Source organism: Streptomyces tagetis (assembly GCF_018069565.1).
In the GTDB taxonomy this organism is placed as follows: domain Bacteria; phylum Actinomycetota; class Actinomycetes; order Streptomycetales; family Streptomycetaceae; genus Streptomyces; species Streptomyces tagetis.
The window spans coordinates 149,408-166,757 of sequence record NZ_JAGPNL010000003.1; the positions used below are offsets into that span (position 1 = coordinate 149,408).

17 protein-coding genes and 1 tRNA gene are annotated in these 17,350 nt (G+C 70.5%); 9 read left to right on the forward strand and 9 right to left on the reverse strand.

Annotation, left to right across the window (positions count from 1 at the left end):
* Nucleotides 1-86 precede the first annotated feature (86 nt).
* Nucleotides 87-800 (reverse strand): NUDIX hydrolase, encoded by a 714-nt coding sequence (locus tag J5Y05_RS12720; protein ID WP_210871703.1) that lies wholly within the window; start codon nucleotides 798-800, stop codon nucleotides 87-89.
* Between the two features lie 55 nt (nucleotides 801-855).
* Nucleotides 856-1,968 carry an endonuclease III gene (gene nth / locus J5Y05_RS12725; RefSeq protein ID WP_210871705.1) on the reverse strand — a complete coding sequence of 371 codons (1,113 nt, stop codon included), beginning with the start codon at nucleotides 1,966-1,968 and terminating at the stop codon, nucleotides 856-858.
* Between the two features lie 478 nt (nucleotides 1,969-2,446).
* Here nth and J5Y05_RS12730 point away from each other — a divergent pair, with 478 nt between their 5' ends.
* Entirely contained in the window at nucleotides 2,447-3,121 is a 675-nt protein-coding gene (locus tag J5Y05_RS12730) for a Crp/Fnr family transcriptional regulator (protein ID WP_030422469.1), read from the forward strand.
* A gap of 298 nt (nucleotides 3,122-3,419) precedes the next feature.
* Here J5Y05_RS12730 and J5Y05_RS12735 read toward each other — a convergent pair whose 3' ends face one another.
* The 4 genes from J5Y05_RS12735 to sp36 form a co-directional block, all read right to left on the reverse strand.
* Nucleotides 3,420-4,250: an MBL fold metallo-hydrolase gene (locus J5Y05_RS12735; protein WP_210871707.1), complete on the reverse strand. Its 831-nt coding sequence runs from the start codon at nucleotides 4,248-4,250 to the stop codon at nucleotides 3,420-3,422.
* Nucleotides 4,247-5,158, reverse strand: coding sequence for an NUDIX hydrolase (locus tag J5Y05_RS12740; protein WP_210871708.1), 912 nt, complete (start codon nucleotides 5,156-5,158; stop codon nucleotides 4,247-4,249). The genes J5Y05_RS12735 and J5Y05_RS12740 overlap by 4 nt, the downstream gene beginning before the upstream one ends.
* A gap of 199 nt (nucleotides 5,159-5,357) precedes the next feature.
* On the reverse strand, nucleotides 5,358-5,825 hold the full coding sequence (locus tag J5Y05_RS12745; protein WP_210871710.1) for a RidA family protein: 468 nt from the start codon (nucleotides 5,823-5,825) through the stop codon (nucleotides 5,358-5,360).
* Nucleotides 5,822-5,980: a Sp36 family protein gene (gene sp36, locus J5Y05_RS12750; protein ID WP_210871712.1), complete on the reverse strand. Its 159-nt coding sequence runs from the start codon at nucleotides 5,978-5,980 to the stop codon at nucleotides 5,822-5,824. The genes J5Y05_RS12745 and sp36 overlap by 4 nt, the downstream gene beginning before the upstream one ends.
* 106 nt (nucleotides 5,981-6,086) lie before the next feature.
* Between sp36 and bagA the strand changes: the two genes are divergently transcribed.
* A complete protein-coding gene (gene bagA, locus J5Y05_RS12755; RefSeq protein WP_210871714.1) occupies nucleotides 6,087-7,064 on the forward strand; it encodes an ATPase BagA in 978 nt (325 codons plus the stop codon).
* On the forward strand, nucleotides 7,061-8,704 hold the full coding sequence (gene bagB, locus J5Y05_RS12760) for an ATPase BagB (RefSeq protein WP_247614618.1): 1,644 nt from the start codon (nucleotides 7,061-7,063) through the stop codon (nucleotides 8,702-8,704). Before bagA ends, bagB begins: the two co-directional genes overlap by 4 nt.
* Before the next feature lie 275 nt (nucleotides 8,705-8,979).
* Here the strand turns inward: bagB and wblA are convergent, their stop codons facing one another.
* A complete protein-coding gene (gene wblA / locus J5Y05_RS12765; protein WP_030422463.1) occupies nucleotides 8,980-9,315 on the reverse strand; it encodes a transcriptional regulator WblA in 336 nt (111 codons plus the stop codon).
* Between the two features lie 777 nt (nucleotides 9,316-10,092).
* Between wblA and J5Y05_RS12770 the strand changes: the two genes are divergently transcribed.
* A complete protein-coding gene (locus tag J5Y05_RS12770) occupies nucleotides 10,093-12,396 on the forward strand; it encodes a transglycosylase domain-containing protein (RefSeq protein ID WP_210871716.1) in 2,304 nt (767 codons plus the stop codon).
* 169 nt (nucleotides 12,397-12,565) lie between these two features.
* Here J5Y05_RS12770 and J5Y05_RS12775 read toward each other — a convergent pair whose 3' ends face one another.
* Nucleotides 12,566-13,030: a GatB/YqeY domain-containing protein gene (locus J5Y05_RS12775; RefSeq protein WP_210871717.1), complete on the reverse strand. Its 465-nt coding sequence runs from the start codon at nucleotides 13,028-13,030 to the stop codon at nucleotides 12,566-12,568.
* A gap of 109 nt (nucleotides 13,031-13,139) precedes the next feature.
* Here J5Y05_RS12775 and J5Y05_RS12780 point away from each other — a divergent pair, with 109 nt between their 5' ends.
* From J5Y05_RS12780 to J5Y05_RS12790, 3 genes are all read left to right on the forward strand, one after another.
* A complete protein-coding gene (locus J5Y05_RS12780; protein ID WP_210871719.1) occupies nucleotides 13,140-14,063 on the forward strand; it encodes a metallophosphoesterase in 924 nt (307 codons plus the stop codon).
* Between the two features lie 297 nt (nucleotides 14,064-14,360).
* Nucleotides 14,361-15,149: a Pr6Pr family membrane protein gene (locus J5Y05_RS12785; protein ID WP_210871721.1), complete on the forward strand. Its 789-nt coding sequence runs from the start codon at nucleotides 14,361-14,363 to the stop codon at nucleotides 15,147-15,149.
* A 33-nt stretch (nucleotides 15,150-15,182) separates the two neighbouring features.
* A tRNA-Pro gene (locus J5Y05_RS12790) sits at nucleotides 15,183-15,256 on the forward strand.
* A 370-nt stretch (nucleotides 15,257-15,626) separates the two neighbouring features.
* Here J5Y05_RS12790 and J5Y05_RS12795 read toward each other — a convergent pair.
* Entirely contained in the window at nucleotides 15,627-15,923 is a 297-nt protein-coding gene (locus tag J5Y05_RS12795) for a hypothetical protein (protein ID WP_210871723.1), read from the reverse strand.
* Between J5Y05_RS12795 and J5Y05_RS12800 the strand changes: the two genes are divergently transcribed.
* Nucleotides 15,922-16,458 carry a hypothetical protein gene (locus J5Y05_RS12800; protein WP_210871725.1) on the forward strand — a complete coding sequence of 179 codons (537 nt, stop codon included), beginning with the start codon at nucleotides 15,922-15,924 and terminating at the stop codon, nucleotides 16,456-16,458. The genes J5Y05_RS12795 and J5Y05_RS12800 overlap by 2 nt on opposite strands.
* The gene (locus tag J5Y05_RS12805) at nucleotides 16,418-17,350 is read left to right on the forward strand and encodes a toll/interleukin-1 receptor domain-containing protein (RefSeq protein WP_210871727.1); all 933 of its coding nucleotides are present in this window, start codon (nucleotides 16,418-16,420) and stop codon (nucleotides 17,348-17,350) included. Before J5Y05_RS12800 ends, J5Y05_RS12805 begins: the two co-directional genes overlap by 41 nt.

A 17,350-nucleotide genomic window follows, 5' to 3' on the forward strand; every position in this document is an offset into this window, starting at 1 on the left:
CACGTCGGACCGGCCGGGCGTCGGACCGCCGCGGCGGCAACAGGACACGGCGTCCCCCGGAACGACACAGTACGCGGGCCAGCCTGTCATGAGCGCCGGTCCAGCGGGACCTGCTTCTCCCGGTCCCAGGGCCGCTCCCAGCCCGCGAAGTGCAGCAACCGGTCGATGATCCCCGCCGTGAAACCCCAGACCAGGGCCGATTCGACCAGGAATGCCGGGCCTCGGTGGCCGCTCGGGTGGGAGGCGGTGACGCGGTTGGCCGGGTCCGTGAGATCCGCCACCGGCACGGTGAAGACGCGGGCGGTCTCGCGGGGGTCGACCACGCCGACCGGGCTCGGCTCGCGCCACCAGGCCAGCACCGGCGTGACGACGAAGCCGCTGACCGGGATGTACAGCTTGGGCAGGGCGCCGAAGAGCTGGACGCCGGACGGGTCGAGCCCGGTCTCCTCCTCGGCCTCGCGCAGCGCGGCCCGCAGCGGGCCCTCGCCCTGCGGATCGCCGTCCTCCGGATCGAGGGCGCCGCCGGGGAAGGCGGGCTGTCCGGCGTGCGAACGCAGGGTGCCGGCCCGCTCCATGAGCAGCAGCTCGGGCCCGCGACCGCGTCCGCCCTCGCCGCGGGGCGTGCCCTCGCCGAAGAGGACCAGAACGGCGGACTGCCGCCCCTCCCCGTTCTCCGGGGGGAGGAAGCGGCTGAGCTGCCCCGGCCGCACCGTCCGCCCGGCCCGCGCCACCGGCTCCAGCCAGCCGGGCAGGCCCGACTCGCTCAGTCTCACGTCGCGGATCTCGCCCGCCCTCGTCATCGCCGCCTCCCCCGTCCTGCACCGTCCAACGCCCGACGCCCCCGCGTTCGTTCCGTCATCCGGCCCCCAGCGGGGGTGCGGGGATGCCGCCCGCCTCCAGGTAGGCCCGCGGCGGGTTGAGGCGCTGGCCGGGATAGCCGCCCTTCTCGTACTTGAGCAGCTTCCTCGCCTTCTCGGGGTCGGTCTCGCCCTCCCCGTAGGCGGGGCAGAGCGGGGCGACGGGGCAGGCGCCGCAGGCCGGTTTGCGGGCGTGGCAGATGCGGCGGCCGTGCCAGATGACGTGGTGGGAGAGGTCGGTCCACGCGGTCTTGGGGAAGAGCGAGCCGACGGCCGCCTCGATCTTGTCCGGGTCGGTCTCGTCGGTCCACCGCCAGCGGCGCACCAGGCGCTGGAAGTGCGTGTCCACGGTGATGCCGGGGCGGCCGAAGGCGTTGCCGAGCACCACGAAGGCGGTCTTGCGGCCGACGCCGGGCAGCTTCACCAGGTCCTCCAGGCGCCCGGGGACCTCGCCGCCGAACTCCTCCGTGAGGACCTTGGACAGCCCTATCACGGACCGCGTCTTCGCCCGGAAGAACCCGCAGGGCCGCAGGATCTCCTCGACCTCCTCCGGGTTGGCGGCGGCCAGTTCCTCGGGGGTGGGGTACTTGCCGAAGAGGCCCGGGGTGGTCTGGTTGACGCGCAGGTCCGTGGTCTGCGCGGACAGCACCGTGGCCACCAGCAACTGGAAGGGGTTCTCGAAGTCCAGCTCCGGGTGGGCGTACGGGTAGACCTCGGCCAGTTCGCGGTCGATGCGGCGGGCTCGGCGGACCAGGGCGGTACGCGACTCGCCGCCGGGAGGCGCCGGGGCGAGGGTCCTGGCGGGGGCGGCGCCCTTCACGGCGGCGGCCCTGCCGGGCACGACGGCGGGCGTCCTGGCGGGGGCGAGGCGCTTGGCGGGGGGCTTCCCGGCGGACGTCTTCTTCTGTGCGGGGGCCTTCTTGGCGGGGGCCTTCTTGGCGGCGGGCTTCTTGGCCGGCGCCTTGGCGGCGGCTTTCGCGGCGGCCTTCTCGGCGGGCGCCTTCGCGGCGGGCTTCCGGGCGGCGGCGCGCTTCCCACCGCCGGCCGTCTCCGTGGGGGTCGTCTCCGCGCCCGCCTCGGCGGCGGGTTTTCTCTCGTCCGGGCTCGTCATCGCGTCCGGGTCCTTCCGGGGTCCGCGGCCGTCCGCGCGGGGCTCTTCCGCGGGGCCGTCTTCCTGGCGGGGGGCGTCTTCCTTCCGGCGGGTCCGGCCGGGCCGCGGGCGGGGCCCTGCGCTGCCGGCGCCCGCTCGGCGGACACCGCCCCTTTTGCCGCTTTCGCCGTTTCTTTACCGCCATCGGGGCCTTGTTCGCCCACGGCGGAATCCCGACGTGCAACCACCCGCGCAGCTCCCTATGCCTGTGCTCTCACCGGCGATTTGGACACCCGGCCAGCCTACGGCCCGGCACCGTCATCCGCCCCGGACCTCGAAGATCGGCGCCCAATTGGACCCCTGCCGCGTACCCCAGCACATCAGTGCGGCATCCTTGTGACAGATCACACTGTTTGGACTGTCCGGCAAAATGGGCACCACGGTCCCCTGGTAGACGGGGGAGCACGATCCCCTGAGCAGGTCGACAAGGAGAGAACTCGTGGACGACGTTCTGCGGCGCAACCCGCTCTTCGCGGCGCTCGACGACGAGCAATCCGCGGAGCTCCGCGCCTCCATGAGCGAGGTCACGCTCGCTCGCGGCGACTCGCTGTTCCATGAGGGCGACCCCGGAGACCGCCTGTACGTGGTCACGGAGGGCAAGGTCAAGCTGCACCGCACCTCCCCCGACGGCCGCGAGAACATGCTGGCCGTCGTCGGTCCCGGCGAGCTGATCGGCGAGCTGTCGCTGTTCGACCCGGGCCCGCGGACGGCGACCGCCACCGCGCTGACCGAGGTCAAGCTGCTCGGTCTCGGCCACGGCGACCTCCAGCCCTGGCTGAACGTGCGCCCCGAGGTGGCCACGGCCCTGCTGCGCGCCGTCGCCCGGCGCCTGCGCAAGACCAACGACGCCATGTCCGACCTGGTCTTCTCGGACGTCCCCGGGCGGGTCGCCCGCGCGCTGCTGGACCTCTCCCGGCGCTTCGGCGTGCAGTCCGAGGAGGGCATCCACGTCGTGCACGACCTGACGCAGGAGGAGCTGGCCCAGTTGGTCGGCGCCTCCCGCGAGACGGTCAACAAGGCCCTGGCCGACTTCGCCCAGCGCGGCTGGCTGCGGCTGGAGGCCCGCGCGGTGATCCTGCTCGACGTGGAGCGGCTGGCCAAGCGCTCCCGCTGACCCACCCCGGCACGAGCACGGGAGGGGCCTGGATCACCCCGGCACGAGCACGGGAAGGGTCCTGAACCCCCCTCGGCACGAGCACGGGAGGGGCCCTGGGCCAACCCCCGGCACGAGCAGGGGAAGGGTCCTGGACCACCCCCGGCACGAGCAGGGGAAGGGCCCTGGGCCCACCCCCGGCACGAGCAGGGGAAGGGTCCTGGACCACCCCGGCACGAGCACGGGAACGGTCCTAGATCACCCCCGGCAAGAGCACGGGACGGTCCTAGATCACCCCCGGCAAGAGCACGGGACGGTCCTAGATCAGCCCGTGCTCGCCGAGGTACTCCAGTTGGGCCCGTACCGACAGCTCGGCGGCGGGCCACAGCGAGCGGTCGACGTCCGCGTAGACGCGGGCGACGATCTCCGACGGCGTGCGGTGGCCGTCCTCGACGGCCGTCTCCACCTGGGCGAGCCGGTGCGCCCGGTGGGCGAGGTAGAACTCCACGGCGCCCTGGGCGTCCTCCAGGACGGGCCCGTGCCCCGGCAGCACCGTGTGCACGCCGTCGTCGGCGGTGAGCGACCTGAGCCGTCGCAGCGAGTCCAGGTAGTCGCCCAGACGCCCGTCCGGATGCTCCACGACCGTCGTACCGCGCCCCAGGATGGTGTCGCCCGTCAGCACGGCCCGGTCGGCCGGCAGGTGGAAGCACAGGGAGTCGGCCGTGTGCCCGGGGGTCGGGACGACCACCAGTTCCAGGCCGCCGGTGGTGATGACGTCCCCCGCGGCCAGCCCCTCGTCGCCCAGGCGCAGCGCCGGGTCCAGGGCGCGCACCTTGGTGCCGGTCAGCTCGGCGAACCGCGCGGCGCCCTCGGCGTGGTCCGGGTGCCCGTGGGTCAGCAGGGTCAGCGCGACACGCCGGCCCGCCTGCTCCGCGGTCTCCACGACACGCCGTAGGTGTGCCTCGTCCAGGGGGCCCGGGTCGACGACGACGGCAAGGTCGGAGCCGGGTTCGGCGAGAAGCCAGGTGTTCGTCCCGTCCAGCGTCATGGGGGACGGGTTGGGCGCGAGGACGTTCACCGCGCGCGGGGTGGCCGCTCCGGAACGAACGACGCCCCGGGGCCGGCCGGGCAGGGAGGCCGCGTCGGTCATCGGGCCGCTCCCCCGGTCGCTCCGCCCGATGTCCCGGTGCCGTCCGGCGGCATCCCGGTGGCGACGTACTTGGTGAACTCCTCGTGGCCCGGCCACGAGAGCACGATCTCGTCGCCGTCCAGCCGGGCCCGCGCCAGGACGGGCTCCAGATCCTGTTCCGGCGCCGCCGCGAGCGCCTCGGCGGCGGTGGGGTGCGCCGACAGCGAGCGCAGGGTGGCGACGGTCGGCGGCATCATCAGCAGATCGCCCCGGTCGTACCCGGCCACCGCCTCGTCGGGCGTGATCCACACCGTGCGGTCGGCCTCGGTGGAGGCGTTGCGCGTGCGCTGGCCCTCGGGGAGGGCGGCCACGAAGAACCAGGTGTCGTAGCGCCGGGCCTCGAACTCCGGCGTGATCCAGCGGGCCCAGGCGCCCAGCAGGTCGGAGCGCAGGACGAGGCCCCGGCGGTCCAGGAACTCCGCGAAGGACAGGTCACGGGCGACCAGGGCGGCCCGCTCGGCCTCCCAGTCCGCGCCCGTGGTGTCGCGGACGACCGTGTCGGGGCCCGGCCCGGCGAGCAGGACGCCGCTCTCCTCGTACGTCTCCCGTACGGCGGCGCAGACGATCGCCTGGGCGGTGTTCTCGTCGACGCCGAGCCGACGCGCCCACCACGCGCGCGTGGGGCCCGCCCAGCCGACGGCCCGGTCGTCGTCGCGGGGGTCGACCCCGCCGCCGGGGTAGGCGTACGCGCCCCCGGCGAAGGCCATGGAGGTGCGGCGGCGCAGCATGTGGACGACCGTCCCGGTGCCGGTGTCCTTCAGGAGCATGACGGTGGCCGCGCGCCTCGCGTCGACCGGCGTCAGCGTGCCGGCCGTGAGCGCGCGGATGCGGTCGGGCCACTCCGGGGGGTACCACTGACCATTCGCCATGGCCGGAGGCTATCCGCTGGCGGGCGGATGTTCGAGTGGTCCCCGGGGCGGGAGCGGACTCCCGCCCCGGACACCGTACGAGCACGGGGGCGGCGTCCGTGCGCAGCCATACGTGGCCCGCCCGGCTCGCGGGTCCCGGCCCGGCCGGACGCCCGCCCCGTACGGGTCGTACGGGCCGTGCGCGATCGGCGCGGAGCCCCTACGCGTCGGTCAGCTCGACCTGGATCTCGACCTCCACCGGCGCGTCCAGCGGCAGCACCGCCACGCCGACGGCGCTGCGGGCGTGCACGCCCTTGTCGCCGAGGGCCTGGGCGAGGAGTTCGCTGGCCCCGTTGATCACGGAGGGCTGGCCGGTGAAGTCGGGCGCGGAGGCGACGAAACCGACCACCTTCACGACACGCGCGATGCGGTCGAGGTCACCGGCGACGGACTTCACGGCGGCCAGGGCGTTCAGCGCGCAGACGCGGGCCAGGTCCTTGGCCTCCTCCGGGGTGATCTCGGCGCCCACCTTGCCGGTGACGGGCAGCGTGCCGTCCACCATGGGGAGCTGGCCGGAGGTGAAGACGTAGGAGCCGGACCGCACGGCGGGCTGGTAGGCGGCCAGCGGCGGGACGACCGCGGGAAGGGTCAGACCCAGTTCGGCGAGCTTCTCCTCGACGGCGCTCATGCCTGCTTCTCCCGCTTCAGGTAGGCCACGAGCTGCTCGGGGTTGGGCCCGGGAACGACCTGGACGAGCTCCCAGCCGTCCTCGCCCCAGGTGTCCAGAATCTGCTTCGTGGCATGGACGAGCAGCGGCACGGTTGAGTATTCCCACTTGGTCATGTGGCCGACTCTAGCCGTTGCGGGCGGGGCCTCAGGCGGCCGACCGGGGCCACGTTGTCCACAGCCTCCCGCGTGAGCGGCGCGCGAACTGGTTACGCTCGAATACGTGAGCAGGCTCCAGGTCGTCAGCGGCAAGGGCGGTACCGGCAAGACCACGGTGGCCGCGGCCCTCGCGTTGGCCCTGGCCACCGAGGGGAAGCGCGCGCTTCTCGTCGAGGTCGAGGGCCGCCAGGGCATCGCGCAGCTCTTCGAGACGGAGGCGCTGCCTTATGAGGAGCGGAAGATCGCCGTCGCTCCCGGGGGCGGGGAGGTGTACGCCCTCGCCATCGACCCCGAGCGGGCCCTGCTGGACTACCTCCAGATGTTCTACAAGCTCGGCAGCGCCGGACGGGCCCTGAAGAAGCTCGGCGCGATCGACTTCGCCACCACCATCGCCCCCGGGCTGCGGGACGTCCTGCTGACCGGCAAGGCGTGCGAGGCGGTGCGCCGCAAGGACCGCGACGGACGGTTCGTCTACGACCACGTGGTCATGGACGCCCCGCCCACCGGCCGCGTCACCCGCTTCCTCAACGTCAACGACGAGGTGGCCGGCCTCGCCAAGGTCGGTCCGATACACCATCAGGCGCAGTCCGTGATGCGGGTGCTGAAGTCGCCGCAGACCGCCGTGCACCTGGTGACGCTGTTGGAGGAGATGCCGGTCCAGGAGACCGCCGACGGCATCGCCGAGCTGCGCGCGGCCCGCCTCCCGGTGGGCCGGGTCGTGGTCAACATGGTCCGGCCCGAGATCCTCGACGGGGACGGCCTGGAGCTGGTGCGGAGCACGCCCCGCTCGGCCATCGCACGGTCCCTGTCCGGGGCCGGGCTCGGCGGGGCCCGGCGCGGCGGACACGCCGAGCGGCTGGTGGACCCGCTGCTGGAGCAGGCGGAGGAGTACGCCGAGCGGTACGCGCTGGAGCAGGAGCAGCGGGCGGCGCTGGGCGAGCTGGGCCTGCCGCTGCACGAGCTGCCGCTGTTCGCCGAGGGGATGGACCTGGCGGGGCTGTACGAGCTGGCCGCCGAGTTGCGGAAGCAGGGGATCGCATGAGCCAGGACCCGGCCCGCGCCGAGGCCCGTACCGAGAAGACCGACGCGAGCCCCGGGGAGGCGGGCGCCCCGGGGAGATCCGGCACCGGGTCCGCAGCGCGGGAGGCCGCCGGCCGGCCGCTCTCCCCCGCGCGCGTGCTCCGCGTCGATCCGCTGCTGGACGACCCGGCGACGCGGATCGTGGTGTGCTGCGGCTCGGGCGGCGTCGGCAAGACGACCACCGCGGCGGCCCTCGGCCTGCGCGCGGCCGAGCGGGGTCGCAAGGTGGTCGTCCTCACCATCGACCCGGCCCGGCGGCTCGCCCAGTCCATGGGCATCGACTCGCTCGACAACACCCCGCGCCGGGTGAAGGGCGTCGACGACACGGCCGGCGGCGAACTGCACGCCATGATGCTCGACATGAAGCGCACCTTCGACGAGATCGTCGAGGCGCACGCGGACCCCGACCGGGCCACCGCGATCCTGGGCAACCCCTTCTACCAGTCGCTCTCGGCGGGCTTCGCGGGCACCCAGGAGTACATGGCGATGGAGAAGCTGGGGCAGCTCCGCGCGAAGGACGAGTGGGACCTCATCGTCGTCGACACGCCGCCGTCCCGTTCCGCGCTGGACTTCCTGGACGCGCCCAAGCGCCTCGGGTCCTTCCTGGACGGCAAGCTGATCCGCGTCCTGCTCGCCCCGGCCAAGGTGGGCGGCCGGGCCGGCATGAAGTTCCTCAACGTCGGCATGTCGATGATGACCGGCGCCCTGGGCAAGCTGCTCGGCGGACAGTTGCTGAAGGACGTCCAGACGTTCGTCGCCGCGATGGACTCCATGTTCGGCGGCTTCCGTACGCGCGCGGACGCCACGTACAAGCTGCTCCAGGCGCCCGGGACGGCCTTCCTCGTGGTCGCGGCGCCGGAGCGGGACGCGCTGCGCGAGGCGGCGTACTTCGTGGAGCGGCTGGCCGCCGAGGACATGCCGCTGGCCGGACTGGTGCTCAACCGGGTGCACGGCACCGGCGCCGACCGGCTGTCCGCCGAACGGGCGATCGCCGCCGCGGAAAATCTTGAGGATTCCCGCATTGTGGATCAGGTCGGTGGGAAAGCTGGAGTTCGTAACTCTCCCGACACGTACGGCAGTTCAGACCCTTCCGATTCCCGGTCGGCAGACCCCCGGACCACGGCCGACTCCGGCGCCCCCAGCTCCCCGGCCCCGGCTCCGGACACGGCGTCAGCCCCGGCTTCGGACAGGACTTCGAACCAGACCCCGGACCAGCTTCCGGATCAGACCGAGCAGACCGAGCAGACCACGGATCAGGCCGCGGATCAGGCCGCGGACACGACTTCAGACAGGACTTCAGGCAGGACGACGTCGAACACCGCATCAGACACGGCCGCGGGCACCGCTGCGGAGGAGCACCCCGGGACACCGGAGAACTCCGTGGACCGGCTCACCGCCGGCCTGCTACGGCTGCACGCGGACCGGATGCACCTGCTCGCCCGCGAGCAGCGCACGCGCGACCGCTTCACGGCGCGTCACCCCGAGGTGGCGGTCACCGAAGTGGCCGCGCTGCCCGGCGACGTGCACGACCTCGCGGGCCTGCGGGACATCGGGGACCGTCTCGCCACGGACCACCCGGAGCTGCCCGAAGCACAGAGCTGACGCACACCCAGCGCACGCCCCGGCGTGAGCCCAGCGCACACCCGTACCTCCCGGCACCGAGCGGACACCCCGTCAGGCACCGTACGCACCACCACCGCACACGTCGAACACCACACCCGTCGACCACCGCGCACGCACGTCCGCGCACCACCCGCGTCCGGCACCACTCGTGCCCCGGCGCCGGTGTCCGGCCCGGGACCGGCGCCTGATCCGGCGCGGTCCGGCGGGAGCCGGGCATCTGGTCCGGCGCGGGTGTCCTGGCGGGGCCGCCGGTCTCAGCCGACGGCCGCGTAGTCCTCGTAGACCTCGTCGTCGAGGGGCACGATGCCGGCCCCTCGCTCGTACTCCGTCCGCGCCGTCTCCAGCAGGCGGCGCCAGGAGGTCACGGTGGGCCGCCGGCGCAGCAGTGCGCGGCGTTCCCGTTCCGTCATGCCTCCCCACACGCCGAACTCGACGCGGTTGTCGAGCGCGTCGGCCAGGCACTCGGTCCGCACCGGGCACCCGGTGCACACCGCCTTGGCCCTGTTCTGCGCTGCTCCTTGAACGAACAGTTCGTCCGGATCGGTAGTGCGGCAGGCGGCCTGCGCACTCCAGTCGGTAACCCAGCCCATACCGGCGCCGTCCTCTCCCGAATCGAGGCTCCCCCACGGCGGCAGCGGCATATTCACCGCCGCCAGTTGAGGACGTTACGGAAGGCGGGCACAACACAACACCCCCTTCGGGCCCAATCTTGGATGGCCCGAACGGACTATGGGTAAGCGGCAGATCACCCGGGGGAGTGAGCTGGCGACATGCGTGACGATCCCGGCATTCAGGTCATCTCTGCTGCGCCACAACGGACACCAGGCATCACACAAGGCGGTATCGGACACGAATCCACCACACCGCACTCGCACCGGCACGCATCAACGCGCCCCCGCCAAGGGGCCGCCCGGAAAAAAATCGAGCGGGTCCGGAACGATTCGGGGTCGCCGGACGTATTGATACGTGGCCTCACTGCTGTGACAGTTGGGAGCAGCTTAGGCCAAGGCATATACGCGTGTCCGGCGAATGAGAACGTAGACATCTCCTGTTGCCGTACACCGTCACGTTCGCGGGATGAGTCCCGCCGGCCCCGTTCCCGGCACCGAGTGCCAGGGGAGGCGAGCGACCGGCGGTTCCCTGAAGCGGTCGCCGCGGACCGGACGGCGTCCCCCCGAGCGGACCCCGCGGGCACGGCGGCGCCCCTCCGGAACACCCCTCACGCACCGGCCGGTCACCCGACCGCACCCCTTCCCCGTGGCGGTGTCTGCCGTCCGGCGGCCCCCGGATGTCACGATCGGGCACTGAACCTCGCGGGACCCATCCGCTCCCTCAGGGCGGCCCCGGCGAGGGATTAGGCTGCCCCCATGCCAAAGAAGCGCTCGGGCGGCGGTCTGTCCCCCACGCAGCAGGCCGCCAAGTTCCTCGGTGTCAGTGTCCTCTCGGGGGCTGTCCTGGCGGGCATCGCACTGCCCGCCGTGGGCGCGCTGGGACTGGCCGCCAAGGGGTCGGTGGAGAGTTTCGACGAACTCCCGGCCAACCTGAAGACGCCTCCGCTCAGCCAGCGCACGACCATCCTCGACGCCGAGGGCGGCACCATCGCGCAGGTGTACTCGCGGGACCGCACGGTGGTCGGCCTCAAGGACATCTCGCCGTACCTGCAGAAGGCGATCGTCGCCATCGAGGACTCGCGCTTCTACGAGCACGGCGCGGTCGACATGAAGGGCGTGCTGCGCGCGGTCAACAAGAACGCCCGCAGCGGCGGCGTCTCCCAGGGCGCGTCCACGCTCACCCAGCAGTACGTGAAGAACGTCTTCGTCGAGGAGGCCGGCGACGACCCGACCAAGGTCGCCCAGGCCACCCAGCAGACCATCGGCCGCAAGATCCGCGAACTGAAGTTCGCCATCCAGGTCGAGGAGGAACTGGGCAAGAAGAAGATCCTCGAGAACTACCTGAACATCACCTTCTTCGGCCAGCAGGCGTACGGCGTCGAGGCGGCGGCCCAGCGGTACTTCTCCAAGCCCGCCAAGGACCTCAGCCTGCCGGAGTCCGCCCTCCTGGCCGGCATCGTCCAGTCGCCCACCCGCTACGACCCGATCAACGACGAGGCCGAGGCCGTCAAGCGGCGCAACACCGTCCTCCAGCGCATGGCCGAGGTCGGCGACATCTCCCCCGCGGAGGCCGACAAGGCCCAGAAGGCGCCGCTGGAGCTGAAGGTCAGCCGGCCCAAGAACGGCTGCATCACCGCCGTCAAGGGCGCCGGATTCTTCTGCGACTACGTCCGCCAGGTCTTCCTGACCGACCCGGTCTTCGGCAAGACCAGGAAGGCCCGCGCCAAGGTCTGGAACCAGGGCGGCCTCACCATCCGCACCACCCTGGACCCGCAGGCGCAGGAGTCGGTGCAGAGTTCCCTGAAGAACCACGTCAACAAGAACGACTCGGTCGCCGCGGCGATCACCCTCGTCGAGCCCGGCACGGGCAAGGTCCTCGGCATGGGCCAGTCGAAGCCGTACGGCTACGGCAACAACGAGACCGAGATCAACTACTCCGTCGACCACAGCGCGGGCGGCTCCAACTACGGCTTCCCGACCGGCTCGACGTTCAAGCCCTTCGTCGCGGCGGCGGCCCTGGAGCAGGGCAGGCCCCCGACGCAGGAGTACTCGTCGCCGTACGAGATGCCCTACCCGGACCCCGTACAGACGTGCAGCGGCAAGCCGTGGGTGAACACGGACGGCGAGACCGTCCCCAACGAGGACAAGTCCGAGGTGGGTCCGTACCGGCTGAACGAGGCGATGGCCAAGTCGGTCAACACCTACTTCGTGCAGATGGTCGCCGACATCGGCCTGTGCCCCGTGGTGAAGCTGACGGACGCGCTGCACGTGGTGCAGGGCAGCGGCGACAAGCTCCCCGAGGTGCCCGCCGTCTCCCTCGGCTCCCTGGGCGTCTCCCCGCTGACCATGGCGTCCGCGTACGCCGCCTTCGCCTCCCGGGGCATGTACTGCACGCCGATCGCCATCGAGTCGATCAGCCAGAAGGTCGGCGAGCGGCAGAAGTCGCTGGACGTGCCGAAGTCGACCTGCTCTCGGGCGATGAGCGAGAAGACCGCGGACACGGTCAGCACGCTCCTCCAGGGCGTGGTCGACTCCGGAACGGGTCAGCAGGCCGGCCTCCAGGACCGCGCCAACGCCGGCAAGACCGGTACGACGGACGAGCGCAAGAACGCCTGGTTCGTCGGCTACACGCCGAACCTCTCGGGCGCGGTCTGGGTCGGGAGCGCCACCCAGCAGGTCAAGATGGTCGACATCAGCATCGGCGGTACGTACCACCCCAAGGTCTACGGCGGATCGGTGCCCGGTCCCATCTGGCGCGACGCCATGACCAACGCCCTCGTGGGCAAGCCCGCGGGCTCCTTCAACCTCGTCGACATCCCGGACCCCGACAAGGACAAGGAAAAGGAAAGGGAGAAGGAGAGGGACAAGGACAAGGACCGTGACAAGGGCCGTGACGACGGGCGCAACGGTGACGAGGGCTTCATCGGCGGTCTGATCGACGGCGGCACCGAGAACGGCGGCAACAACGGGGACGGCGGCCCCACCTTCCCGGGCAACGTCATCCAGGGCCAGGGCAACGGCGGCAACAACGGAAACGGCCCCGGCGGACGCCGCGGCTGACCGGGCCGCCCGGAGCGTCCGGGCCCGCACGGAACACTTGGCGACGGCCCCCTTCCTGTCGAGGAAGGGGGCCGTTGTCGTTGTGGGGGGGGTGGGGGTGGGGCGCGGGGCGGGCCCAGGGTGCGGGCCCTGAGGTGCCACCCGGCGCTTCACCCTTGGTGCCGGGGTTTCACCCGGCGAGGAGCTTCTTCACCGCGGCGGCGACCCGGCCGCCCTCGGCCCGCCCGGCCACCTTCGGGTTCACGATCTTCATGACGGCGCCCATGGCCCGCGGCCCCTCGGCGCCGCCCGCCCGCGCCTCCTCGACGGCCCCGGCGACGATCGCGTTCAGCTCCTCGTCGGAGAGCGGCTGGGGCAGGTACGCGGCAAGCACCTCGCCCTCCGCCTTCTCCCGGGCGGACTGCTCGGGCCGGCCGCCCTGGGCGAAGGCGTCGGCGGCCTCACGGCGCTTCTTCGCCTCGCGGGCGATCACCTTCTGGACCTCGTCGTCGGAGAGCTCCCGCTTCTCCGTCCCCGCGACCTCTTCCTTCGTGATCGCGGTGAGCGTCAGCCGGAGCGTCGAGGAACGCAGCTCGTCCCGCCCCCGGATCGCGGTGTTGAGGTCGTCGTGCAGCTTCGCCTTGAGCGTGGTCATACGACCGATTCTCTCAGGTGGAGGGGGACCGGCGCCTGTCCATTTGGCCCCTGCCCGCCGGGCCCGGCGGGTGGTCGGCGTGCGGCACCGCTTCTGACACGATGGACACATGCGCGCGCGATACAAAGTGCCCCTGGGAATCACGGCGGTTGGCGTCGCCGGTGTGGCCTACGCGGGCCTCGAAGCCCGTTCCTTCCGCCTCCGACGGGTGACCGTCCCCGTCCTTCCGCCCGGGATGCGCCCCCTGCGCGTCCTGCACGTCTCCGACATCCACATGGTCGGCGGCCAGCGCAAGAAGCAGCGCTGGCTGCGCTCCCTGGCCGGGCTCCGCCCCGACTTCGTGATCAACACCGGGGACAACCTCTCCGACCCGGAGGCCGTCCCGGAGACCGTGGACGCCCTGGGCCCGCTGATGGAGTTCCCCGGCGCCTACGTCTTCGGCTCCAACGACTACTACGGCCCCAAGCTCCGCAACCCCGCCCGCTACCTGCTGGAGAAGGTCCAGGGCCGGCACGGGCTGAACGGCAACGCCCCCGCCGTCGGCGCCATCCACAACCCGTGGGAGGACCTGCGCGACGGCTTCGACGCCGCCGGCTGGCTGAACCTGACCAACACCCGCGGCACCCTGAAGATCGAGGGCGTCTCGGTCGAGCTGACCGGAGTGGACGACCCGCACATCAAGCGGGACCGGTACGCGGAGGTGGCCGGCGGCCCGTCGGGCTCGGCGGACGTCTCGATGGGCGTCGTGCACGCTCCGTACCTGCGGGTGCTGGACGCGTTCACGGCGGACGGCTACCCGCTGATCCTCGCCGGTCACACCCACGGCGGCCAGCTCCGCGTGCCCTTCTACGGCGCCCTGGTCACCAACTGCGACCTGGACACCGACCGGGCGAAGGACCTCTCCACGCACACGGCGGAGGGCCACACGTCGTACCTGTACGTCTCGGCCGGCTGCGGCACGAACCGCTACACCCCGGTCCGCTTCGCCTGCCCCCCGGAGGCGACACTGCTGACGCTGGTGGGGCGGGAGTAGGGGCTGAGGCGGGGGACACCGTCGGCGGAGGGTCCCGGGGGCGTGCCGCGGAGCGGCCGGGTGCCGGAGCGGCCGGGTGCGGGGGCGGCCGGGTGCGGGGGCGGCGTGGCACGCGAGCAGGGGGTACGGCGAGGGGCCGGACGGGGAGGGACGTGACCAGCGGCAAAGGCCACGACCGGCGGCGGTCTCCGGCAAAGCCCTGACCAACGAGGGTGGTGAGCATCCGGCCCGTCCGCCCGTCCCCCACCCGGCCCCCTCACACTGGCCCGACATACCCGGTCTGCCTAGCGTGAACGCATGACAGCCCCGATACCCAGGGACATGCCGGACGTGCCCGCGCTCCCCCAGCCGCCGGCCCTCCTCCCCTCCCCGGTCCCGGCGACGGCCGTCGTACCCCCGGTGCGCCGCCGCCTGGCAGCGGCGTACCGCCTGCTCACGGCCCTGCTGGCCCTGACGGGGGTGACACTCGGGCTCCTCTCGGCCGACCCGGCGGGCCGCACCCTGAGCCAGTTCGTGATCCAGGCGAACCTGCTGCTGGCGCTGATCATGCTGGCCTCGGCCTGGCGTGCCTGGCGCGCACGCCCACCACTGCCGGCCTCGGTGACCGGAGCGGCCCTGCTCTACGTGGCGATCGCCGCCCTGGTCCACCACCTGCTCCTGGCCAACGCGGCGAGCCCCTTCGCCCTCCCCGAGGCGATGGCGACGCCGACCGGCGAACCGGCGGTGGCGAGCCGCATCCTCCATACGGCCACACCGCTCGCGGCCACGGTGAACTGGCTCCTGCTCACCACCCCGGGCCGGCTGCACCTGCGGCACATCATGACGTGGCTCCTGTACCCCCTGGCCTACCTGGGCTTCTCGCTGGCCCGCGGGGAACTCCTCCTGCCGGGCGCGCAGGGGCGGTACCTCTACCCCTTCCTGGACGTGGAGCACCACGGCTACCGCGGCGTTCTCGGCGACGCGCTCCTCATCGGCCTCGCCTGCTACGCCCTCGCCGCCCTGGTCGTCGCCACCGACCACATCCGCCCCGACCCGGCCCGCCACCTCCCCGTAACCGGATTTCGCCTCCGGCCCCCAGTGGGCTAAAGTAAACGACGTCGCCGCGACGAGCAGCGACATCGGGGTGTGGCGCAGCTTGGTAGCGCGCTTCGTTCGGGACGAAGAGGTCGTGGGTTCAAATCCCGCCACCCCGACAGAGAAGTACCAGGTCAGGGGCCTGATCCGCTCAGCGGGTCGGGCCCCTGAGTGGTTTCCTGGGGATCGCGTTTTCACACCTCACGCCGCAGCGCGGTCAACTCTCCCTTCTCCTTGATGGTGAGCAAGGCGGTGCCCCCGCCGGCATGGACTCGGCCTGCCGGATCCAGCCGCCGCACAGGTCGTACGGGTGCACACCAAGTTCCTCGGCCATACGGCGGAGCACGGGCTTGACTCAGCGAAGCGGTATATCCGCACCGCACGCTCATCCACTTCCAGCGCGTACTTCTTCGGGACAGGCATCGTTGGGGCTCCTTTCGTGAGACTCAACTGACGCCCCATCACACATCCCCGCTATCCCAAGGAAGCTCAGATGAAGGACAGATCGGTCCGGAGACTGATCAGCACTGTGACCTCGTCGACGAGGATGAGTCCGTCGTCATCGCTTCCCACGCCATTGCGAAAGATGAATCCACCACAGCAATAGTCGGAAAATACTACCAACCAAGCCTTCGTGACTGTCAGTTTCAATTCCGCAAGAGCACTGGTCACAAGGTGGCGGGAGCCTCCTCCACCATGCTTCAATACCACGCAAAGCGGCACCCGGGAGACTCCGATGATCGCAGCAACAGTAACGGCGTGCGCCAGCGTCTTGATTGCCATCATGGCCTACTGGCTGAACCATCAAGGAGAAACGCGCAGATCTCAGAGGAAAGCGCGAATCGACCGGGTAAGTAGTCAATTAAAAGATCTATACGGCCCACTTCTCGTTCTCACGGAAACAAATGAGAAGGCATGGACCGAGTACTGCAGATCCTACATCCTACCCATTGGTGTAGGCCCAGCGGAGTTTCCGCTGTCGGAACTGGAGGAAGCGCGATGGCGCACATGGGTGGAGGCGGTATTCGCCCCCACAGCCCAGAAGATACGGGAGATCATCACGGCCCGGGGTGACCTGATCATCGGCGGAGAAATGCCGCCGGTGGTCCTGGAGTTCTGCGCGCACGCAGCGACCTATGACGCTCTTCTGGCGAACTGGGACGGAGCCGACCCAAGCAAATCTACCCTCATTCGGCACCCAGGAAGAAGTTTCCTGACATACGTCCGAGAGTCGTACGGATCATTGAAGGCGGAACAGGCAACCCTACTCAAAGCGGCCCGTGAGACCGGTCGAACTGACTTCAATCAATCAGCGCACTGATCGAAAACAGGAGACTGCTATCAAACTATTCCTGAGCTGGTCCGGAGAACGCTCTAGGGAGGCCGCAGAAACCCTGCGGTCTTGGTTGCCTGACGTCCTCCAATACATCAATCCCTGGCTCTCCAGTGTGGACATTTCCGCAGGGAGAAGAGGCGTTCGGGAGATCACCGATGAGCTTTCTGAAACCGATTTTGGAATCATCTGCGTAACCCCGGAAAACCAATCTTCCACTTGGATTAATTTCGAGGCCGGCGCTCTTTCTAAGCAGGTTAATGGCGGCTACGTTGTCCCCTTCTTGATCGGCATGAAAACTACAGATCTCATCAGCCCTCTCAGTCAGTTCCAAGCCATCATCGGGGATAGCAAAGGAGACGTTCAGAAGCTTCTTTTTGACATCAATTCCGCCTCGGGTGACCCGGCAATTTCGCGCGAAAGGCTGGAGCGCTCCCTGCAGAAAAATTGGCCGGAGTTCGAGAGTAAAATGAGGACCATCACTGCAGCCTCTTTGAGAGATGACGGGTCCAACACGGTACATCGATCCGAAGCCGATAAGACGGAGGAGATCCTTCTTATTGCTCGACAACTCGACCACCGTATGGCGGAGATCGAAAGGTACACGCTCAGGGACGACGAAACACCGAGGAGACCTTCTCGAGAAATTCGCCGGATCAGCGAAGAAAAGTTCATTGCCTCTTCATTCGCGAAGATCGGCTGGGAGGCCATCCGTTCCTCTTGGGAGGGCAACATTGTCATCAATGTAGCGCAGAGGTCAGGCGAGTCCTCACAACCGATTTCGCGCGATTTCGTCGAGCGGCTGGCAAAGTCCCTAGGCCGAGAGGTAGTAGTATTGGGGGAGACGGGGAAGGTGATTGTTCGCAGCAACCTCTCGTGA

Bases quoted from the DNA above. Each gene is read 5' to 3' on its own strand.
- J5Y05_RS12720 (WP_210871703.1), bottom strand. From the start codon at position 800: ATGACGAGGGCGGGCGAGATCCGCGACGTGAGACTGAGCGAGTCGGGC.
- nth (WP_210871705.1), bottom strand. From the start codon at position 1,968: ATGACGAGCCCGGACGAGAGAAAACCCGCCGCCGAGGCGGGCGCGGAG.
- J5Y05_RS12735 (WP_210871707.1), bottom strand. From the start codon at position 4,250: ATGACCGACGCGGCCTCCCTGCCCGGCCGGCCCCGGGGCGTCGTTCGT.
- J5Y05_RS12740 (WP_210871708.1), bottom strand. From the start codon at position 5,158: ATGGCGAATGGTCAGTGGTACCCCCCGGAGTGGCCCGACCGCATCCGC.
- J5Y05_RS12745 (WP_210871710.1), bottom strand. From the start codon at position 5,825: ATGAGCGCCGTCGAGGAGAAGCTCGCCGAACTGGGTCTGACCCTTCCC.
- sp36 (WP_210871712.1), bottom strand. From the start codon at position 5,980: ATGACCAAGTGGGAATACTCAACCGTGCCGCTGCTCGTCCATGCCACG.
- bagB (WP_247614618.1), top strand. From the start codon at position 7,061: ATGAGCCAGGACCCGGCCCGCGCCGAGGCCCGTACCGAGAAGACCGAC.
- wblA (WP_030422463.1), bottom strand. From the start codon at position 9,315: ATGGGCTGGGTTACCGACTGGAGTGCGCAGGCCGCCTGCCGCACTACC.
- J5Y05_RS12770 (WP_210871716.1), top strand. From the start codon at position 10,093: ATGCCAAAGAAGCGCTCGGGCGGCGGTCTGTCCCCCACGCAGCAGGCC.
- J5Y05_RS12775 (WP_210871717.1), bottom strand. From the start codon at position 13,030: ATGACCACGCTCAAGGCGAAGCTGCACGACGACCTCAACACCGCGATC.
- J5Y05_RS12780 (WP_210871719.1), top strand. From the start codon at position 13,140: ATGCGCGCGCGATACAAAGTGCCCCTGGGAATCACGGCGGTTGGCGTC.
- J5Y05_RS12785 (WP_210871721.1), top strand. From the start codon at position 14,361: ATGACAGCCCCGATACCCAGGGACATGCCGGACGTGCCCGCGCTCCCC.
- J5Y05_RS12800 (WP_210871725.1), top strand. From the start codon at position 15,922: ATGGCCTACTGGCTGAACCATCAAGGAGAAACGCGCAGATCTCAGAGG.
- J5Y05_RS12795 (WP_210871723.1), bottom strand. From the start codon at position 15,923: ATGATGGCAATCAAGACGCTGGCGCACGCCGTTACTGTTGCTGCGATC.